The 16197-nt window shown below is 52.4% G+C and carries 25 protein-coding genes and 2 tRNA genes; 13 read left to right on the top strand and 14 right to left on the bottom strand.

Annotated features, from left to right (window positions below; translation table 11 throughout):
• Window positions 1-33: 33 nt before the first annotated feature.
• Together J0M34_06695 and J0M34_06690 are read right to left on the bottom strand one after the other, a co-directional pair.
• Entirely contained in the window at window positions 34-564 is a 531-nt protein-coding gene (locus J0M34_06695) for a demethoxyubiquinone hydroxylase family protein (protein MBN8543935.1), read from the bottom strand.
• Window positions 561-1058, bottom strand: coding sequence for a disulfide bond formation protein B (locus tag J0M34_06690; GenBank protein ID MBN8543934.1), 498 nt, complete (start codon window positions 1056-1058; stop codon window positions 561-563). The genes J0M34_06695 and J0M34_06690 overlap by 4 nt, the downstream gene beginning before the upstream one ends.
• A 127-nt stretch (window positions 1059-1185) precedes the next feature.
• Between J0M34_06690 and J0M34_06685 the strand changes: the two genes are divergently transcribed.
• The 4 genes from J0M34_06685 (at window position 1186) to J0M34_06670 (ending at window position 3006) form a co-directional block, all read left to right on the top strand.
• Window positions 1186-1270 (top strand) — tRNA-Leu (locus tag J0M34_06685).
• Between the two features lie 260 nt (window positions 1271-1530).
• Complete coding sequence (locus J0M34_06680; protein MBN8543933.1) at window positions 1531-2421, top strand: DUF1698 domain-containing protein; 891 nt, start codon at window positions 1531-1533, stop codon at window positions 2419-2421.
• 4 nt (window positions 2422-2425) lie between these two features.
• The gene (locus J0M34_06675; protein MBN8543932.1) at window positions 2426-2782 is read left to right on the top strand and encodes a DUF1523 family protein; all 357 of its coding nucleotides are present in this window, start codon (window positions 2426-2428) and stop codon (window positions 2780-2782) included.
• Window positions 2719-3006 (top strand): alkylphosphonate utilization protein, encoded by a 288-nt coding sequence (locus J0M34_06670; GenBank protein ID MBN8543931.1) that lies wholly within the window; start codon window positions 2719-2721, stop codon window positions 3004-3006. The genes J0M34_06675 and J0M34_06670 overlap by 64 nt, the downstream gene beginning before the upstream one ends.
• A gap of 3 nt (window positions 3007-3009) precedes the next feature.
• On the opposite strand, the gene J0M34_06665 is transcribed toward J0M34_06670, so the two are convergent.
• Together J0M34_06665 and J0M34_06660 are read right to left on the bottom strand one after the other, a co-directional pair.
• Window positions 3010-3630 (bottom strand): SRPBCC family protein, encoded by a 621-nt coding sequence (locus tag J0M34_06665; GenBank protein ID MBN8543930.1) that lies wholly within the window; start codon window positions 3628-3630, stop codon window positions 3010-3012.
• 49 nt (window positions 3631-3679) lie between these two features.
• Entirely contained in the window at window positions 3680-4597 is a 918-nt protein-coding gene (locus J0M34_06660; GenBank protein ID MBN8543929.1) for a bifunctional helix-turn-helix transcriptional regulator/GNAT family N-acetyltransferase, read from the bottom strand.
• A gap of 118 nt (window positions 4598-4715) precedes the next feature.
• On the opposite strand from J0M34_06660, the gene hisB reads away from it, so the two are divergent.
• Genes hisB through J0M34_06620 form a run of 8 tightly spaced genes read left to right on the top strand, consistent with a single transcriptional unit; the run spans window position 4716 to window position 9045 of the window.
• Window positions 4716-5315 (top strand): imidazoleglycerol-phosphate dehydratase HisB, encoded by a 600-nt coding sequence (gene hisB, locus J0M34_06655; GenBank protein MBN8543928.1) that lies wholly within the window; start codon window positions 4716-4718, stop codon window positions 5313-5315.
• A gap of 56 nt (window positions 5316-5371) precedes the next feature.
• The gene (locus J0M34_06650) at window positions 5372-5755 is read left to right on the top strand and encodes a DUF2628 domain-containing protein (GenBank protein MBN8543927.1); all 384 of its coding nucleotides are present in this window, start codon (window positions 5372-5374) and stop codon (window positions 5753-5755) included.
• Window positions 5752-6378 carry an imidazole glycerol phosphate synthase subunit HisH gene (hisH, locus tag J0M34_06645; GenBank protein ID MBN8543926.1) on the top strand — a complete coding sequence of 209 codons (627 nt, stop codon included), beginning with the start codon at window positions 5752-5754 and terminating at the stop codon, window positions 6376-6378. Before J0M34_06650 ends, hisH begins: the two co-directional genes overlap by 4 nt.
• Window positions 6378-6911, top strand: a complete 534-nt coding sequence (locus J0M34_06640; GenBank protein ID MBN8543925.1) for a GNAT family N-acetyltransferase — start codon at window positions 6378-6380, stop codon at window positions 6909-6911. The genes hisH and J0M34_06640 overlap by 1 nt, the downstream gene beginning before the upstream one ends.
• A complete protein-coding gene (gene hisA, locus J0M34_06635) occupies window positions 6908-7618 on the top strand; it encodes a 1-(5-phosphoribosyl)-5-[(5-phosphoribosylamino)methylideneamino]imidazole-4-carboxamide isomerase (protein ID MBN8543924.1) in 711 nt (236 codons plus the stop codon). Before J0M34_06640 ends, hisA begins: the two co-directional genes overlap by 4 nt.
• Window positions 7615-8373 (top strand): imidazole glycerol phosphate synthase subunit HisF, encoded by a 759-nt coding sequence (gene hisF / locus J0M34_06630; GenBank protein ID MBN8543923.1) that lies wholly within the window; start codon window positions 7615-7617, stop codon window positions 8371-8373. Before hisA ends, hisF begins: the two co-directional genes overlap by 4 nt.
• 1 nt (window position 8374) lies before the next feature.
• Window positions 8375-8692, top strand: coding sequence for a phosphoribosyl-ATP diphosphatase (locus J0M34_06625; protein MBN8543922.1), 318 nt, complete (start codon window positions 8375-8377; stop codon window positions 8690-8692).
• Window positions 8692-9045 (top strand): HIT domain-containing protein, encoded by a 354-nt coding sequence (locus J0M34_06620; GenBank protein ID MBN8543921.1) that lies wholly within the window; start codon window positions 8692-8694, stop codon window positions 9043-9045. Before J0M34_06625 ends, J0M34_06620 begins: the two co-directional genes overlap by 1 nt.
• Here the strand turns inward: J0M34_06620 and maf are convergent.
• From maf to J0M34_06570, 10 genes are all read right to left on the bottom strand, one after another.
• Entirely contained in the window at window positions 9034-9564 is a 531-nt protein-coding gene (gene maf / locus J0M34_06615) for a septum formation protein Maf (GenBank protein ID MBN8543920.1), read from the bottom strand. The two genes, J0M34_06620 and maf, sit on opposite strands and share 12 nt — an antisense overlap.
• On the bottom strand, window positions 9564-9782 hold the full coding sequence (infA, locus tag J0M34_06610; GenBank protein MBN8543919.1) for a translation initiation factor IF-1: 219 nt from the start codon (window positions 9780-9782) through the stop codon (window positions 9564-9566). The genes maf and infA overlap by 1 nt, the downstream gene beginning before the upstream one ends.
• 112 nt (window positions 9783-9894) lie before the next feature.
• Window positions 9895-10356, bottom strand: a complete 462-nt coding sequence (locus J0M34_06605; GenBank protein MBN8543918.1) for a UPF0262 family protein — start codon at window positions 10354-10356, stop codon at window positions 9895-9897.
• Window positions 10357-10370: 14 nt separating this feature from the next.
• The gene (hisD, locus tag J0M34_06600) at window positions 10371-11651 is read right to left on the bottom strand and encodes a histidinol dehydrogenase (protein ID MBN8543917.1); all 1281 of its coding nucleotides are present in this window, start codon (window positions 11649-11651) and stop codon (window positions 10371-10373) included.
• A complete protein-coding gene (locus J0M34_06595) occupies window positions 11641-12300 on the bottom strand; it encodes an ATP phosphoribosyltransferase (GenBank protein MBN8543916.1) in 660 nt (219 codons plus the stop codon). The genes hisD and J0M34_06595 overlap by 11 nt, the downstream gene beginning before the upstream one ends.
• A complete protein-coding gene (gene murA, locus J0M34_06590; protein MBN8543915.1) occupies window positions 12297-13604 on the bottom strand; it encodes a UDP-N-acetylglucosamine 1-carboxyvinyltransferase in 1308 nt (435 codons plus the stop codon). Before murA ends, J0M34_06595 begins: the two co-directional genes overlap by 4 nt.
• 42 nt (window positions 13605-13646) lie before the next feature.
• The gene (locus tag J0M34_06585) at window positions 13647-14903 is read right to left on the bottom strand and encodes an impB/mucB/samB family protein (protein MBN8543914.1); all 1257 of its coding nucleotides are present in this window, start codon (window positions 14901-14903) and stop codon (window positions 13647-13649) included.
• Between the two features lie 28 nt (window positions 14904-14931).
• Window positions 14932-15504, bottom strand: coding sequence for a dCTP deaminase (locus J0M34_06580; protein MBN8543913.1), 573 nt, complete (start codon window positions 15502-15504; stop codon window positions 14932-14934).
• A gap of 70 nt (window positions 15505-15574) precedes the next feature.
• Window positions 15575-15886, bottom strand: coding sequence for a hypothetical protein (locus J0M34_06575; protein ID MBN8543912.1), 312 nt, complete (start codon window positions 15884-15886; stop codon window positions 15575-15577).
• A complete protein-coding gene (locus J0M34_06570) occupies window positions 15883-16023 on the bottom strand; it encodes a hypothetical protein (GenBank protein MBN8543911.1) in 141 nt (46 codons plus the stop codon). The genes J0M34_06575 and J0M34_06570 overlap by 4 nt, the downstream gene beginning before the upstream one ends.
• Window positions 16024-16079: 56 nt before the next feature.
• Here J0M34_06570 and J0M34_06565 point away from each other — a divergent pair.
• Window positions 16080-16154 (top strand) — tRNA-Thr (locus J0M34_06565).
• The last annotated feature ends 43 nt before the right edge of the window (window positions 16155-16197 follow it).

Here is a 16197-nt window from a genome sequence, read left to right as displayed (position 1 = left end):
TTATACGTGCAGTGCAACACCAGAGCTAAGCACTTAGACGCGCTCAGCAATCCAAATTGCTGCTCTGCAACCACGCTTGATGATGCCGCTTAGCAATTCATAAGCAGGGGCGCTTTCGGCGTCGTGCGCAATGCCGATATCGTGATGCTCCATTTCTTCCGCGCGAAATTGTGTGATGGTATCGCGTAACTCTGGCTCATCTTCGGGCATGTTTTCAAGCTGCTGCTGGTAGTGCTCGGCAATCACGGACTCAACGGCTACCGTGCAGGCCATAGCAGCCTTAGGCCCTAGCAATGCGGTGCCAGCGCCCAACGCATAGCCCGCAACATGCCAGAACGGTATCAGTGCTGAAGGGCGTGCGCGCCGTTCCGTCATCAAGTGATTAAACCGCGCTAAATGCACCTGTTCTTGTGCTGCCATATGGGCGATTTCAGGCGCGGTAGCGTCGTGTTTCAGCACGGCAAGTTGTCCTGCGTAAATGCGTTGCGCACCGTATTCGCCCGCGTGATCCACTCGTATCATGCGGTCAATATGTTGGGCTTTGCTTAAATCACCAGGGATCATGCCTGTCTCCGTGCCATGCGCAGCATATAGAGCATGCCTAGCGCCAATACTAGTCCCGTGACGCCGTTCCAAAAAGGCATAGAAATCCCCAAGAAATCCCAACCCACTTCCGCACAAGACACAAGCGGCGCCGAGGCGATTTGCGCCTTCAAATCTTCGAGTGATGTTGAGGAAACCGCGCTGCTAACGCACTCGCCCTGATAATCCACCCAGCCTTGCTCAATGCCAAAATGGTAAAAGCCCAAGCCCGAAGTGGTAAGCCACGCTAGTACCGCGAATACGGCCTGCATCTGAACCCATTCTTTGTAACGCATACCAATCAGGGCGAAGATGGCCAGCACCAGCACCAGCACATACGGATAGCGCTGATAGATACAAAAAGGGCAGGGCGGCAAATGCTGAACATATTGTACATAAAGCGCAAAGCACAGAGGCAGTGCCGCGCCGAAAAACATAGCTTGGATGAGCAGGAATGGGTGAACCTGTAAACGCATGGCGGGATGTAAGCAGAAATCACGCCCTATGACAATGATTGACGCAGGCCATCTTCTGGCTATAGTGCGCGACCTTAACTGCTAGCGGATGTATTTTCACAAAGCGCAGCAGAAGACACTAGGCAGTGCCCCTGTGGTGGAATTGGTAGACGCGCTCGACTCAAAATCGAGTGCCGCAAGGCGTGTTGGTTCGAGTCCGACCAGGGGCACCATTTCCAAAAAGGCCATTGGCTTCTTGGAAATAGTTCTGCGTCAGGCCGAGCACCAACTGGTTCGACTCGTAGCTTAGTGAGCGTAAGCGAACATAGCGAGAGCGGAGGAGCAAGGCGAAGCCGCCGCGAGCATGTCCGACCAGGGGCACCACCCTCAAAGCAGCCTACTTTCTTGGCGATAAGCGCTTGATTACCACCTATGTGGTTGCTATGAAGTCACCTTAACTAGAAACTCCGTACTCAGCACAAGACGAGAAACCATGAGCGCCGCCTATACCAAATACAAAAGCGTGTTTGCGATTAAACCATCTGGCAACGATGAAGTTAAGCGTATCCAGCAGGAAATGGATGCATTGGATCGCAACGCCCAGTATGGCTGGGGCCACACGATTGATTTTGGCGCATTTGAGAAACAGGGCGTGTTGGGCGATAATTACCTCAACATCATTGATAAACTTGACGAATGGGGCTGGCTGAAGCCCGATTATTCGGGCGCAGCGATTGCCGATATTGGCTGTTATACGGGCGGCATCAGCGCGATTCTTGCCTCGCGCAACCCGCGCATCGTCTATGGTGTTGACGAATTGCCATCGCACCTCGAGCAGTGCAACTACCTCGCAAAGTTGCTAAAAAAAGATAACATCAAAACGATTCCGTCCTCAGTTTACACGCTGGGGCAGCATATTGAAAATGCCTCGCTCGATATGATTCTATTCAGTGGCGTGCTTTACCACATGAGCGATATGTTGGTAGGGCTTTACCAACTGAACCAACTACTCAAGGTTGGTGGCGAATTACTCATCGAGACCAACGCGGTGGACGATAAAAACCGCTCATATGCGAATTTTGGTCGTTACCATGGCGGCATGTGGTGGCAGCCTTCTGGCGTTTGCTTGCGTGATATGTGCGAGTTCATGGGCTACAAAGACGTTGAGGTGAAATTCTACACCTATGGTCGTTGCCTGGTGCGTGCCATCAAAGAGACCGAGCATATTCCGTATCGCTGCGGCGTGAACTGGCCGTTTGAATCACGCATGGACCGCAAAAAATCTGTCGTGAACGAGTTGATCATGGCGCCTGCGCGCTCGAACTCAATGCGCATCAAGCGTATGATTCGCCAAACGGTGCGCAAGATATTCGGAAAAGAATAGGCTCATGCGCCGCATTCTGTTTATCGCCATTCCCGTCATTATCATCGTCGGGCTGCTGTTCACGAATCTTCCCTATCAGTGGCTAACCCAACGCACGATAGAGAATGTCCTCATCAAAGATAAGCAAATCTCTACCGAGAGCCAAAGACGTGAAAATGTCGTGACCAGCACGTACCTCATCTACACGGATCACGGCGTCTTTCGTAACGACGATGCGGGTTGGTTCCTGAAATATAATAGCAGCGATTTTTATGGTGATCTGGACGTGGGCAAGCGCTACCGCTTGAAAGTGTATGGGTGGCGCATACCCATTCTCAGCATGTACCCAAACATTGCGCGCATGAAAGAAGTAAAGGAATAGCGATGGAAGATCTCATTGTAAAAGATAGTAACGGCACGCGTCTGGCAGACGGTGACTCAGTAACACTCATCAAGGATTTGAAAGTCAAAGGCGCGAACGTGACTTTAAAGCGCGGCACGATGATCAAGAACATTCGCCTCACGTTTAACGAGGACGAAATTGAATGCAACGCCGAGAAAGTCAAAGGCCTTGTATTGCGTACCGAGTTCTTGAAAAAGGCGTAACCGCTACTCCTTCGCGGGCGCTTCTTCTGCTTTCTCATCGAGCGCTTTAGCAGCCTCGGCCGCTTCCGACGCAATCGCTGCAGCTTTTGCAGCAACATCAGCCGTAGCAACAGCAGCCAATTTCTTGAGACCCTTGCTCATCATGCTGGTGCAGATATCTCCACAATCCATGATAACGCTCATCGCCTTGGCAGCAAAGCCTGCTTTACCTTCCATTGCCCACGTCACTTTCGTGCCCTCTACGGTAGGTGAGAAGGTGAAAGTAACGGTGCTTTTGCCAGCCATTGGCTCGACGAAATCCAGCGCGAATACGACGCGATCAAACGGCACACTTTCGGTGATGGTGGATGAACCTTTGCCCACTTTCGAGTTACCTTCCCATGTCACGATTGAGCCAACACCCGACTCTGCGCCTTCGTAGCTAATCTTCATATCGGGATCTTGATCTGCCCATGGCGACCATTTTTCCCATTCCTTCTGTGTGTTCACGAAGGGGAAAATAACATCGGCCGGTGCGGCGATCACCAGAGCACGCTCATAGCGATACTCTGAAGGTTTCGTTGAAACATAACCAACAAAGCTAAGAATCAATACGACGAATACGAGAAGGATTTTTTTCAACATGAGTAGCTCCAGAAATGATTTCACTCATGCCATAATATAGCGCCGCGCATTAAGCAAGCATCAGCTCCCAATGTTCTTCGGTAAGCGGCATACCACAAAAATCCTGCACCTCTTCTTTCACAATCTTAAAGCCCACTGCATCATAAAGGCGACGTGCGGCCAGATTGTTCGAGGTCGTGAAAAGCGTGACACGTTTATAATGTTTGCTGCGCGCAAATTGAATGGCCTTCTCAAGCAGCTTCGTTGCCAAACCCATGCCGCGTGCGGCCGGCTCAACATAGAGCAGGCGCAGCTTGGCCGTTTCTGCATCGTGGCGTACTAGAAAGAGTGAACCCAGAATATCGCCATTACGCTCGACGACATAGCTACGCTCCCACGCTGGTTGATACTGGTCAATAAAGTCGGCCAGGATGCGCGCGCAAAGCGCTTCAAAGCGTGTATCCCAGCCAAATTCAGGAGCAATCAACGCCCCATGACGATGCACAATCCAGCCCGCATCACCCAGTTTGAGTTGGCGAAAGATGATCGGCGCAGAGGGGTCTTCGTTGATGGTGTTCAAAATTGTCTGCATGGATTTAACCATCGTGTCGCGCTTGGCGGGCACGAGCGATGCCAACTGCTCGCTTACATAATGGTTGGCGAATGCCTCAACCTCATTAAAGCGTTGTAAGCCTGTAGGTGTAAGTTTCAGGTGAAGTTGACGCTTATCCATCACGCTGGGTGTGCGCGTGACGAGTTTGCGTTTCACCAGCCGTGTCAGAATACGGCTAAGATACCCCGCATCCATATCCAGCAGGACGGTAAGCTCCTTAGCGGTAATATCGGGCTTTTGCGCAATAGCGTGCAAGATATGTAACTCAGGCAGACTATAGCCTTTTGGCAAGCTCTTGCCGTTCACTGCGCCCACATGGCGGGTGTAGGTGCGGTTAAAGTGCCGTATAGCGGCGACGTGCGAGGCAGTTCCCATATACTTGACTTTATCAACTATCTACATGGTCCTGTCAATTGTCAAAAGAGCTGCTTTTGTCTCAGACAGTTGACGGGACGGGCGGCCTCGTTTAGCGTGCGCCTCATCAGGAGAGCCCATGGCACGCATTGCAAAAGTCGAACGTAAAACGAAAGAAACCAGCATCGTCGTTGAGGTGAATCTCGATGGTACGGGCCAGTACCAAGTGAGCACGGGTATAGGGTTTCTCGACCATATGCTCGAGCAGCTTTCGCGCCATTCGTTGATGGACCTTAAGGTTGAGGCTAAGGGCGACCTCCACATCGATTTCCACCATACCACCGAAGATACAGGTCTGGCGATTGGCCAAGCCGTGGCCGATGCGCTGGGTGAACGCGTGGGCATTCGTCGCTATGCAGACGCCCTCTCGCCCATGGACGAAACATTGACCCGCGTGGCGATTGACCTTTCAGGCCGTCCTTACTTTGTGTGGAATGTCAGCTTCACCAAACCAAAATTAGGCGAGATGGACACCGAGTTATTCCGCGAATGGTTCCAAGCCTTTGCGCAGACCTCAGGCATGACACTGCATATCGAGAACCTCTATGGCGTGAATAACCACCATATCGTGGAGAGCTGCTATAAAGGTGTTGCGCGTTGCTTGCGCCAAGCAGTCGAGATTGACCCGCGTAAGGCCGATGCCGTGCCCTCCACCAAGGGTGTTTTGACAAAGAAATAACCGACGCTTAGTACGCGAAGCGAATTTAGCAAGAAGGCGAAGACAGAGCCGAGCATATGTTCAACTCTATTCAACTTTATGAAATCTATCAGCACCCGAACAAGCCAGAAGAAGAGGCCACCGTGCTTGTGCGCCAAGGCTTTTCGATATTCGCATTTTTGTTTCATGGTGCATGGTTGCTGTATCAGCGCTTGTGGCTAGAGGCGATATTATTCACCGTGTTGCTGGTTGCATCGGTTATGGTTGGCCAAAAGCTTGGGTGGTCTGAAGTGTCGATTGGTATCATCCAACTTGCTTTACAATGCTGGCTCGCTGCCAATGCTTCAGAAATTCGCGGCGCCGCACTGGAGCGCAGAGGCTTTATTTTGCGAGATGTCAGCACTGGTAGCAATGTGCTGGATGCAGAACGCCGTTATTATTACAGCCACGAACACGCATGAAACAGATCCTCATCATTGATTGCGGCGCAGGGAATTTACATTCTGTCCGCAAAGCCTTGGCACATGTTGCACCAGACGACGAGGTGCGCATCACCAGCGATGCCGCAGAGTTGGCAACGGCAACGCATATTGTGCTGCCAGGCGTTGGCGCATTTGCCGATTGTATGAATGGTTTGAAGGCCCTGCCAAATATGATTGCGGCGCTTGAAAAACACGTGCGCCACGGCACGACCCCTTTTCTGGGTATCTGTGTAGGCATGCAAATGCTGTTCGAGCGCGGCCACGAATTCGGTGTGCATGAGGGGCTTGGTTGGTTCAAAGGCGAAGTCAAACCACTTACCCCTGCGGATCAAAATCTACGCATTCCTCACATGGGGTGGAACAAGCTGCGCCTTAAGGCGAATCATCCGTTATTCAGTAACATTCCGCAGGCATCGCATGCCTATTTTGTGCATAGCTACCACGCGGTAGGTGCCGCACCAAACGATGTGCTGGCAACGGTTGACTATGGGGGTGATGTTGTGGCAATCATCGGCCGTGACCACATCGTCGCGACACAGTTCCACCCAGAAAAGAGCCAACGCATTGGCCTTGAGCTTCTAACCAATTTCGTGAGGATGTAATGCCCATTTCGGTTGAAAAAATAACAGCGTTTCGTGGCTCGGATTTGAGTGACCTTTGCCAAGCCACAGAAGATGCGATTACCGACGGTATCGGCTTCAATTGGCTTACACCGCCCATCCGCGATGTGCTGGAAGCGTATTGGAAAGGTGTACTAGTCGTACCTTCACGCACCTTGCTAGGCGGAAGACTGGACGGCACATTGGCAGCTTCCATCCAACTGGTGCGCCCTAGTAAGAGCAAAGAAACTTCTGCATTCTCCTGCGAGATTGAAGCGCATTTCGTCGCACCATGGGCACGCGGACATGGGTTGGCAAAAACACTGCTGGAGCATGCGGAACGCGAAGCCGCGAAAGATGGCTTCTCGATGGTTCGCCTCTCTGTGCGCGAAACGCAAGAGCGCGCGCTACAGATTTATCGTGAGTCTGGATACACGGAATGGGGCAGGCTGCCTTACTATGAATTCGTCAATGCCACGATGGTCGCTGGCCATTACTTCTATAAAAAACTCGAGCCTATATCTGGGCTGGTATGAGACTCTACCCCGCCATTGATCTGAAAGACGGTAAATGCGTACGCCTATTCAAGGGTGATATGGCGCAGGCCACAATCTATGGCGAGAACCCTGCCGAACAAGCTGCCGAGTTTGAAGCTGCGGGCTTCAAATACCTTCACGTGGTAGATTTGAATGGCGCGATTGAGGGACAAAGCGTGAACAAAAAACCCGTCGAGGCGATGCTAGAGCGATTGACGATACCCGTGCAGCTTGGTGGCGGTATTCGCACCCGCGCACAAGTCGAGGCATGGTTGGAAGCAGGTATCGCGCGCGTCATACTCGGCACGATTGCGCTTAAGAATCCCTCGTTTGTTCGCGAATTAGCGCGCGCATTCCCAAAGCAAATCGTTGTCGGCATCGACGCGAAGGGCGGCATGGTGGCGGTTGAGGGCTGGGTGAACACGTCGCAAATGCGTGCAGTTGATTTAGCCCGCGCCTTCGAGGACGCAGGCGTTGCAAGTATCATCTACACCGACATCGGGCGTGACGGAACTTTGAGTGGCCCTAACTTGGAAGAAACCGCAGCGCTAGCCAAGTCCGTGCGTATTCCCGTGATTGTATCGGGCGGTGTGTCGGGCAATCACGATATTGAGGCTGCCGCAAAGATGGACTGCTTTGAAGGCATTATCATTGGCAAAGCGCTTTACGAAAAAAAGATTGATTTGAAAGCATTGAAAATCGCATGACGTTTCCTGTCAGAATCATTCCATGTCTAGACGTCACGGGTGGCCGCGTCGTCAAGGGTGTGAACTTTGTCGATTTGATGGATGCAGGCGATCCCATCGAGCAAGCCAAGCTCTACGATGCACAGGGAGCGGATGAGCTCTGCTTCCTCGACATTACCGCTACTTCCGATAATCGCGGCATTCTATACGACATGGTGGATAAGGTGGCGCAGCAATGTTTCATGCCCTTCACTGTGGGTGGTGGCGTGCGCGAGCTGGGCGATATTCGCACGCTATTATTGGCAGGTGCAGATAAAGTTTCCATCAACAGTGCGGCGGTCAAGCGTCCTGAGTTCGTCAAAGAAGCGGCCGAGAAATTTGGCGCGCAATGTATCGTCGTGGCAATTGATGCCAAGAAGGTTGCTGACGGAAGATGGGAAATCTTCACCCATGGTGGGCGCAACCCCACAGGGTTGGATGCGGTGGAATGGGCAAAAAGAATGGCCTCCTCAGGTGCGGGCGAATTGCTAGTCACCTCAATGGATAGGGACGGCACCAAAGACGGCTACGATGTCGAGCTCATCAAGCGTATCACTAGCATTGTGCGCGTACCAGTCATTGCCTCTGGCGGTGTTGGCAGTCTCAAAGATTTCGCAGAAGGCGCCAAAGCGGGCGCCACGGGTTTGCTTGCCGCAAGCGTCTTCCATTTTGGCCAATTCAAGATAGCCGATGTGAAAGAGTCTTTATCAAATGCTGCGATTGCGGTAAGGCAGTAATATGCAAGATTCACTTTACAAGCTCTTCAACACGATCGTTGCTCGGCGCAATGCTAGCCCAGAAAGCAGCTATGTTGCTAAGCTGATGAGCAAGGGCATCGCGCACATCGCCAAGAAAGTGGGTGAAGAGGGCGTTGAAGTATCAATCGCCGCGACGCAAAATGACAAGGATGCTACCATCCGCGAAAGTGCGGACGTGTTGTTTCATTTGATGGTGCTATGGGCCGCCATGAACATCACCCCCGAAGACATCATGAAAGAGCTCGAACGCCGCGAAGGTGTTAGTGGCATCGAAGAAAAAAACAAACGAGCGCAGTAATGGCTTACGATAGCAATAATATCTTCGCGCGGATCCTAGGCGGTGAAATACCTTGCAATAAAGTGTATGAAGACGTTTTCGCGCTCGCCTTTCACGACATTGCACCTGCCGCACCCATACACGTATTGGTGGTGCCGAAGGGGGATTATGAATCCTTCGCAGATTTTGTTGCAAAAGCGGGTGCAAAAAATGTCGGCCAATTTTTTGAGTCCGTGCACAAAGTAGTGCAGCAATTAGGACTCAAAGACTTCCGCATCATCACCAATAATGGTGCAGTTGCTGGGCAGTCGGTATTCCATTTCCACGTGCATATTCTTGCAGGAAAATCGATGAGTGCCCTGTTAGCGGAGTAGCTTTGCGACTTCGTAAAGCGGCAACCCAACGACGTTTGTGAAAGAGCCGCGAATCATTTTCGTGAACGCTGCCGCAGCGCCCTGAATAGCATAGCCGCCCGCCTTACCTTCCCACTCACCTGTTGCGATATACGCATCAATATCGACATTGCTAAACTGCACAAGCGTGGTGACAGCAATCACCTTACTCACGCCGTTTCTACGCACACAAACACCTGTAATAACCTTGTGACGACGATTGGAAAGCAAGGCGAGGCATTCGCGTGCCATAGCCTCATTTTCACCTTTAGGCAGAATACGCCGACCACAGGCAACCACCGTATCTGCCGCAAGAACAAAGTCGCCTGCTACTGCATCCGCCTTTTCGCGGGCTAGACGCTTGGCATAAGCAAGCGGCAGCTCGCCCTTGTGGGGTGTCTCATCAATATCTGCGGGGATAACTTTGGCGGGTACGATGCCGATCTGCGCGAGTAGCTGCAATCTGCGTGGTGATGCAGATGCGAGTATCAACGACACGATTATTTCTCGCGGAACTTGATTCGTCCTTTGGACAAATCATACGGCGTCATTTCAACGGTAACCTTGTCGCCCGCCAGTACGCGAATGCGGTTTTTGCGCATCGAGCCCGAAGCATGCGCCAACACAACGTGGCCATTTTCAAGGGTTACCTTGAACATGGTATTGGGCAGCACTTCCGTGACCACGCCTTTGAATTCTAAGAGTTCTTCTTTAGCCATGTGCGGGCTTATAGCATGGCAGGCTTAATGTGCAATATGCAAATTGCGTAGCGCCGAAGCTGCGCGAGCCGCTTGCGGCGGGGGTCGCAGGGGGTAAGGCTCCCTCAAATCATTATTTAATGTGCAACACGCAAATAAGTGTGAAAAGGCGGCGCGCCGTATCAAAGTCGATTGCTGCGGCATCATCCAGCAGCGATTGGAGCTGCTCAGAACCTTCATTATGCACGCCGCGACGTGCCATATCGATGGTCTGGATTTTGTCCGAAGTGGCGTGTTTAATAGCCTCAAAGTAACTCTCGCAAATCATGAAATAGTCTTTGATAATGCCGCGAAACGGCGCCAGTGGCAGCACAATATCATGACCCTGAGACTGGGGATTGGTCAGCCGCAAAGTCAGGCGATTCTCGCGCACACTGATAAATAATTCGTAAGGGCCTTCGCACCCATTCGAGCGCAACGCGAAGCGATTATCCTCGACCAAATCTGCCATCGCCACGCGCCGTTCATGTTCGACTTCTGGTGTGCGACGAATGATGCTGGCGTCGTCAAGGGTGACTTTGGTAATGCGGGCCATGCGCCCTTATACCATCACTTGGTGCGCAATCTCAACGAAAGTGCGTGTGCGGGCAGGCCTTCACAGTCTGCTAGAATCGCCGCAGGCTCGGCCAGTGCTTTAGCAGCAACAGGGCTGCAACCAATGATGCTGGTGCGGGTGACGAAATCAAACACCGACAAGCCTGATGAGAAGCGTGCCGCACGTGATGTCGGCAATACGTGTGAAGGGCCCGCAATATAATCGCCAATCGCTTCAGGTGTATGACGCCCAAGGAAAATTGCCCCCGCGCGCTTTACCTTGCTGGCAAAAACCTCAGCGTCCTCGATAGCAAGTTCCAAATGTTCAGGTGCAATCATATCGATCAGTGGCAGCGCATCGGCAAAGGAATCGACCACAATGATTGCTCCATGATTCTTCCACGAAACACTGGTGATTTCGCGACGCGGCAGCATGGCTAAGAGCATCTCGATTTCTTGCGCGACGGCGTCAGCAAACGTGGCATCATTCGTAATCAGAATGGCTTGCGCCTCTTCGTCATGCTCCGCTTGCGAAAGCAAATCAGCCGCGATCCATGTAGGTTCGTTGCGCGCATCGGCCACCACGAGAATCTCGGAAGGGCCCGCAATCGTATCAATCCCCACCGCGCCAAAGACTTGACGCTTAGCTTCCGCCACATAGGCATTGCCTGGGCCGACGATTTTATCGACAGGCTGAATCGTCTCTGTACCGTAAGCGAGCGCCGCCACTGCCTGCGCACCACCGATGCGGTAAATCTCATCAACACCTGCAATTTGCGCTGCTGCCAACACCGCAGGATTGATTTTGCCAGTAGGCGTGGGCACTACCATAACAAGGCGTTCAACACCTGCCACTTTTGCAGGAATCGCATTCATCAAGACGCTGGATGGATAGCTAGCCTTTCCGCCCGGAACGTAAAGGCCCACCGAAGCTAGCGGCGAATATTTCCAACCCAGCGTAACGCCATCTGCGTCCTGATAGCGCTCATCCTTGGGGAGCTGCTTTTCGTGATAATCACGAATGCGTTTTGCTGCCAGCTCAAGCGCCGCATAAACTTCTTTGTCGCACTCAGCCGTCGCTTTGGCGATTTCATCTTTGGTGAAGCGCAAGCGACCTGGCGATAAAATCACCTCGTCAAAACGCTTGGTGTAGCTGATGAGCGCTGTGTCACCATTGCGGCGAATCTCTGCGATAATATCGCGCACTACGGGCGTAACATTTGTCTCACCACTGATACGTGCTGCGAGTAATTCGCGCAATTTATCGGTATCTTTATGGGTAAGTCTATGCACCATGTTTGAATGCCTCAATCACTGCGCTGATTTCTTGGTTACGCGTTTTGTAAGCCGTGCGATTGACAATCAGTCGTGACGAAATATCCATAATTTTTTCGATCTCGACAAGTCCGTTTGCTTTCAGCGTCGCGCCGCTTGAAACCAAATCAACAATCCGCTCACTAAGCCCTACTGCGGGCGCAAGCTCCATCGCGCCATTCAGCGTGATGCATTCTGCCTGCACGCCACGCGCAGCGAAATGGCGAGCGGTGAGGCTTGGATATTTGGTAGCAATTTTTACGTGCGTCCAGCGTGTGGGGTCGTCATTATCTGCCAGACCTTTCGGTTCAGCGACACTCAAGCGGCATTTACCAATACCCAAATCAAGTGGCGCATAAAGTTCTGGGTAATTGAATTCTTCCATCACATCCAAGCCGCACACGCCAAGCTGTGCTGCGCCATGCGCAACGAATGTGGCAACATCGAAGCTGCGCACACGAATGAACGAAAGATTTTTAATGTTCGATTCAAAACGCAGCGAGCGATCATTCTCGTCGAAGAATTTTGCTTCAGGCTTAATACCAAGCTTTGCAAATAGCGGCGCCAACTCCTCAAAGATTCGACCTTTGGGAATTGCAAAAATGGTGGGTTGCGAAAAGGTAAGACTCATCGGATCCTGCTTATCTTCGCGCCACACAGCGTGAGTTTTTCTTCCAGACGTTCATAGCCACGATCAAGGTGATAGATACGGCTAACAATGGTTTCACCCTCAGCACCTAGTGCGGCAATCACCAGTGAAACCGAGGCACGCAAATCCGTTGCCATGACGGGTGCACCTTTGAGTTTGGTGCGCCCATGTACCGTAGCGGTATTACCGTTTACGCTGATATTTGCACCCATGCGCGTAAGCTCTGGCACGTGCATAAAACGGTTTTCAAAAATCGTTTCAGTGATGGGCGAATCGCCTTCGGCCTGTGTCAGCACCGTCATCATCTGCGCTTGCATGTCGGTGGGGAAATCAGGGTAAGGCTGCGTAGAAATGGCCATCGGCTTGAGGCCTGCGCCATTGCGCCACACACGCACAACATCATCACCTTGTTCGACATGCACGCCTACTTGTTCCATCGCGGCAACCACATTGCCGAGTGTATCAAGGCGCGCATCCACCAATTCCAGCTCGCCACCCGCCATCGCCACCGCAGCAAGATAGCTGCCTGTCTCAATGCGGTCGGCAATCACGCGGTGCGTGGTTCCTGAAAGCGCAGAAACACCACGAACGGTAATGGTTTCTGTGCCCGCACCTTCGATGTTCGCACCCATCGCGTTGAGCAAATCAGCAAGGTCGGTAATTTCTGGTTCACGTGCCGCATTGTAAATCACGGTCGTACCTTGTGCGAGCGAGGCAGCCATCAGCACGTTCTCTGTCGCGCCGACCGATACTTTCTCAAATCGAACTTCTGCACCTTTCAATCCTTGAGGCGCTTCAGCTAACACATAACCTTCTTCCAGTGTAATCTTGGCACCTAGTGCCTCCATCGCTGCTAAATGCATATCGATAGGGCGTGTGCCAATCGCACAACCGCCAGGCAACGATACCTTGGCGCGGCCTTCGCGCGCCAGCAGTGGGCCAAGCACGAGAATGGACGCACGCATGGTGCGCACCAAATCATACGGTGCGGTGATGCTGGTAATTTCTTTCGCCTGCAGCGTCAGCTCACGGCTATAGCGCCCAGCCGTCGGGCTGCTATCCGCAAACAAGCCCGTTGCGGGGTCGCGCATCGAGAGTAGCACGCCATGCTGCATCAGCAGCTTTGCCATGGTCGTGACATCTGCCAGATACGGCACATTCTCCAGCGTTACCTTTTCACTGGTGAGTAATGCGGCGCACATAAGCGGCAGCGCCGCGTTTTTCGCGCCACCAATGACAATGCGTCCAGAAAGCTCCGTACCGCCGATAATGCGTAATTTATCCATAGGGGGCGGGTTTTAGGGTAAAAAACCCCATGCGTCAAAGGCCTATTCGTGGAATTCGGCAAGCTCTGGGACTCGGGAAAATGCGATCTTGGTGCCCGAGAACTGGCTGGAAGTCTTAGGTAAAAAGCCCATAGCCACGGTATCACGCCCAAATTTGGCATTGAGCCTATCCATCGCCTTGCTCGCTCTTTCGAGGCGATCGGCGCGTTGGGGATTGCCTGCCTCCATCGCATCGAACAGGGTAGGCTGAATGGCGGTATCCGCTTGCAGACCGTGCAGCGTGACAGAAATTTTCTTGAGTCGCGCTGGATTCATTTCCTGCAGAAGCTGTCGCCATAAACACTCAAGTGCCCGCATGAACTGCATGGAGTCAGCAGCGAGTGGAAACTCGGCGCGGTAGGCAACCCGTGCGCCATTTTCGATACGCACCGACAGATCGAGGAATCGCGCATGATAGGCTTTGCGCCGTAAGCGGCTTGCGGCTTTGAGCACAAGCCGTTGCGCCACAATATGCGCCGCCTCTATAGCGCGCCATTCAGGTGCCAGCACATGCGAATGACCAATGGTGGATGTATGGGTCGGCGCATCGGGAATCTCGACCCCGCGCAGGCGATAATAAAGCTGCTCGCCCGCCACGGAATGCCATATTCTGCGCATATGCTTTGGCTCGAGCTTCCAGATATCGGCAAAACTTCGAATGCCATGCTGTAGCAAGCGCTGCTCCATATTATAGCCGATACCAGGCAAGTCACGCGGTGCAAGTGCCATGAGTTTGGCAGGTATATCTGCGTGGCGAATCACGGTAAGGCCATCGGGTTTTTGCAGGTCGCAGGCAACTTTTGCCAAATAGCGATTCGGTGCGATTCCAATCGAGCAACGTATGTATTTTCCTGCTTCATGGCGTATTGCATCCTTGATGCGCCCTGCGATGTTGATCGCTTTTTCCTCTTCGCACTCATCACCCATCAGCTCGCACCCAAATTCATCAATCGATGCAACATAGGAAACAGGAATCACGCGATGCACAATCTCGTGCAGCCTATCGTGGAAACGTACATAGTGCTCGTGATTGGCCTCAACGATTTTGAGATGCTTACAGATACGCTTGGCCTCATAGACTGGCGTGCCAGTCTTAATGCTAAGTGCCTTGGCCTCATAGCTGGCTGCGATGGCGCTTGTGGCATCCGTCATCACGGGTACGACAATCACAGGCTCGCCGCGCAAATCGGGCTTTAATTGTTGCTCGACTGAAGCGAAGTAGCTGTTGAAATCAATGAATAGAAAACGTAGTGGCTGCATGCCGCCACCATAGCAGAACGACAAAAAGTTACGCGGATTTTTTCGACTCTACCTTTGGTAGGGTCACGCCAGTTTGACCCATATATTTGCCTTTACGGTCACCGTAAGAGACTTCGCACATCGACTCGCCTTTGAGGAAGAGGAACTGGCAAGCACCCTCGTTGGCATAGATCTTCGCGGGCAGGGGTGTGGTGTTAGAAAACTCCAACGTCACATGGCCTTCCCACTCTGGCTCCAGAGGTGTCACGTTCACGATGATACCGCAACGCGCATAGGTCGATTTGCCAAGGCAGATGACCAGAGTATCACGTGGGATGCGGAAATATTCAACGGTACGTGCGAGCACGAACGAATTTGGCGGAATGATGCACACGTCTGTTTTACGGTCGACGAAGCTTTTGGGGCTGAAGTCTTTCGGGTCGACGATGGCGGAATCCACATTGGTGAAAATCTTGAATTCGTCAGCCACGCGCGCGTCATATCCATACGACGACAAGCCGTAAGAAATCACGTTTTCGCGTTTCAGGTTCTCGACGAACGGCTCAATCATCTTGTCTTTGAGCGCGCGGTCGCGGATCCAATGGTCGGGTTGAATGGGCATAGAGCCTGTCTAGCGCGTTTATATGGATAAGCAAACCGCTAAGCACAGCCTATGTGGATAGCGTGAGTAACTAAAGCCCGCGCCCACCACCGCCTTCGGTGCCCGCAAAGCGGTTCCAGCGATCTTCGGCCATACGTTTACGACCATCCAGCTTATTGCGCACCTCTTGCATCCGTGCTGACCATGTAGGCTCGTCTTTTTTGTTCTTCGCCCCGCGTTCACTGGCTTCGCGGGCGCTATCACGCAATTCCTCTTCGCGCTCAAGGTCCAAATCCCGCTCGCGCCCATGCTGTTCGGCGTGCTGGTTAATTACTTGGTGGCGCCGGTTTTTGAGGTTCTGAAGCTTCTTTTTCAGTTTTTTAGCATCCGAGTGGTCACTCATTGGCTACCCGCTTTCTTCGGGGCGGCCTTACGACGCGCCATGTTGCGCTTGAGCGCGGCGGCCAGTTTGACCTTGCGGCGCTGTGCCGTTTTTTTCTTGGCGGGGTCTTTAATGATAGCCATTGGTTTTTCTACCATAAATCACTGCTTGCAGGCAAGAATGGTTTGTGGCATACGCGCCACTTCGCAAGTGTGCTGCTGTAGCTCAGTGGTAGAGCACGTCATTGGTAATGACGGGGTCGTAGGTCCGATTCCTATCAGCAGCACCATTTTCGCTCTAGTTTTGTCCAGAAGGCAAAACTAAAGCGAAAA

Source organism: Alphaproteobacteria bacterium (genome assembly GCA_017302575.1).
Classification (GTDB): domain Bacteria; phylum Pseudomonadota; class Alphaproteobacteria; order Rickettsiales; family UBA3002; genus JAFLDD01.
The sequence above is the reverse complement of the archived record's forward strand: the minus strand, read 5'-3'. Positions and strand labels throughout refer to the sequence as shown.

Bases quoted from the DNA above. Each gene is read 5' to 3' on its own strand.
- hisA (MBN8543924.1), top strand. From the start codon at position 6,908: ATGAGACTCTACCCCGCCATTGATCTGAAAGACGGTAAATGCGTACGC.
- J0M34_06605 (MBN8543918.1), bottom strand. From the start codon at position 10,356: ATGGCCCGCATTACCAAAGTCACCCTTGACGACGCCAGCATCATTCGT.
- J0M34_06620 (MBN8543921.1), top strand. From the start codon at position 8,692: ATGGCTTACGATAGCAATAATATCTTCGCGCGGATCCTAGGCGGTGAA.
- J0M34_06575 (MBN8543912.1), bottom strand. From the start codon at position 15,886: ATGAGTGACCACTCGGATGCTAAAAAACTGAAAAAGAAGCTTCAGAAC.
- J0M34_06570 (MBN8543911.1), bottom strand. From the start codon at position 16,023: ATGGTAGAAAAACCAATGGCTATCATTAAAGACCCCGCCAAGAAAAAA.
- J0M34_06585 (MBN8543914.1), bottom strand. From the start codon at position 14,903: ATGCAGCCACTACGTTTTCTATTCATTGATTTCAACAGCTACTTCGCT.
- hisB (MBN8543928.1), top strand. From the start codon at position 4,716: ATGGCACGCATTGCAAAAGTCGAACGTAAAACGAAAGAAACCAGCATC.
- infA (MBN8543919.1), bottom strand. From the start codon at position 9,782: ATGGCTAAAGAAGAACTCTTAGAATTCAAAGGCGTGGTCACGGAAGTG.
- J0M34_06680 (MBN8543933.1), top strand. From the start codon at position 1,531: ATGAGCGCCGCCTATACCAAATACAAAAGCGTGTTTGCGATTAAACCA.
- J0M34_06640 (MBN8543925.1), top strand. From the start codon at position 6,378: ATGCCCATTTCGGTTGAAAAAATAACAGCGTTTCGTGGCTCGGATTTG.
- hisD (MBN8543917.1), bottom strand. From the start codon at position 11,651: ATGGTGCATAGACTTACCCATAAAGATACCGATAAATTGCGCGAATTA.
- J0M34_06580 (MBN8543913.1), bottom strand. From the start codon at position 15,504: ATGCCCATTCAACCCGACCATTGGATCCGCGACCGCGCGCTCAAAGAC.
- murA (MBN8543915.1), bottom strand. From the start codon at position 13,604: ATGGATAAATTACGCATTATCGGCGGTACGGAGCTTTCTGGACGCATT.
- J0M34_06595 (MBN8543916.1), bottom strand. From the start codon at position 12,300: ATGAGTCTTACCTTTTCGCAACCCACCATTTTTGCAATTCCCAAAGGT.
- J0M34_06665 (MBN8543930.1), bottom strand. From the start codon at position 3,630: ATGTTGAAAAAAATCCTTCTCGTATTCGTCGTATTGATTCTTAGCTTT.
- J0M34_06690 (MBN8543934.1), bottom strand. From the start codon at position 1,058: ATGCGTTTACAGGTTCACCCATTCCTGCTCATCCAAGCTATGTTTTTC.
- J0M34_06650 (MBN8543927.1), top strand. From the start codon at position 5,372: ATGTTCAACTCTATTCAACTTTATGAAATCTATCAGCACCCGAACAAG.
- hisF (MBN8543923.1), top strand. From the start codon at position 7,615: ATGACGTTTCCTGTCAGAATCATTCCATGTCTAGACGTCACGGGTGGC.
- J0M34_06660 (MBN8543929.1), bottom strand. From the start codon at position 4,597: ATGGGAACTGCCTCGCACGTCGCCGCTATACGGCACTTTAACCGCACC.
- J0M34_06625 (MBN8543922.1), top strand. From the start codon at position 8,375: ATGCAAGATTCACTTTACAAGCTCTTCAACACGATCGTTGCTCGGCGC.
- J0M34_06695 (MBN8543935.1), bottom strand. From the start codon at position 564: ATGATCCCTGGTGATTTAAGCAAAGCCCAACATATTGACCGCATGATA.
- hisH (MBN8543926.1), top strand. From the start codon at position 5,752: ATGAAACAGATCCTCATCATTGATTGCGGCGCAGGGAATTTACATTCT.
- J0M34_06675 (MBN8543932.1), top strand. From the start codon at position 2,426: ATGCGCCGCATTCTGTTTATCGCCATTCCCGTCATTATCATCGTCGGG.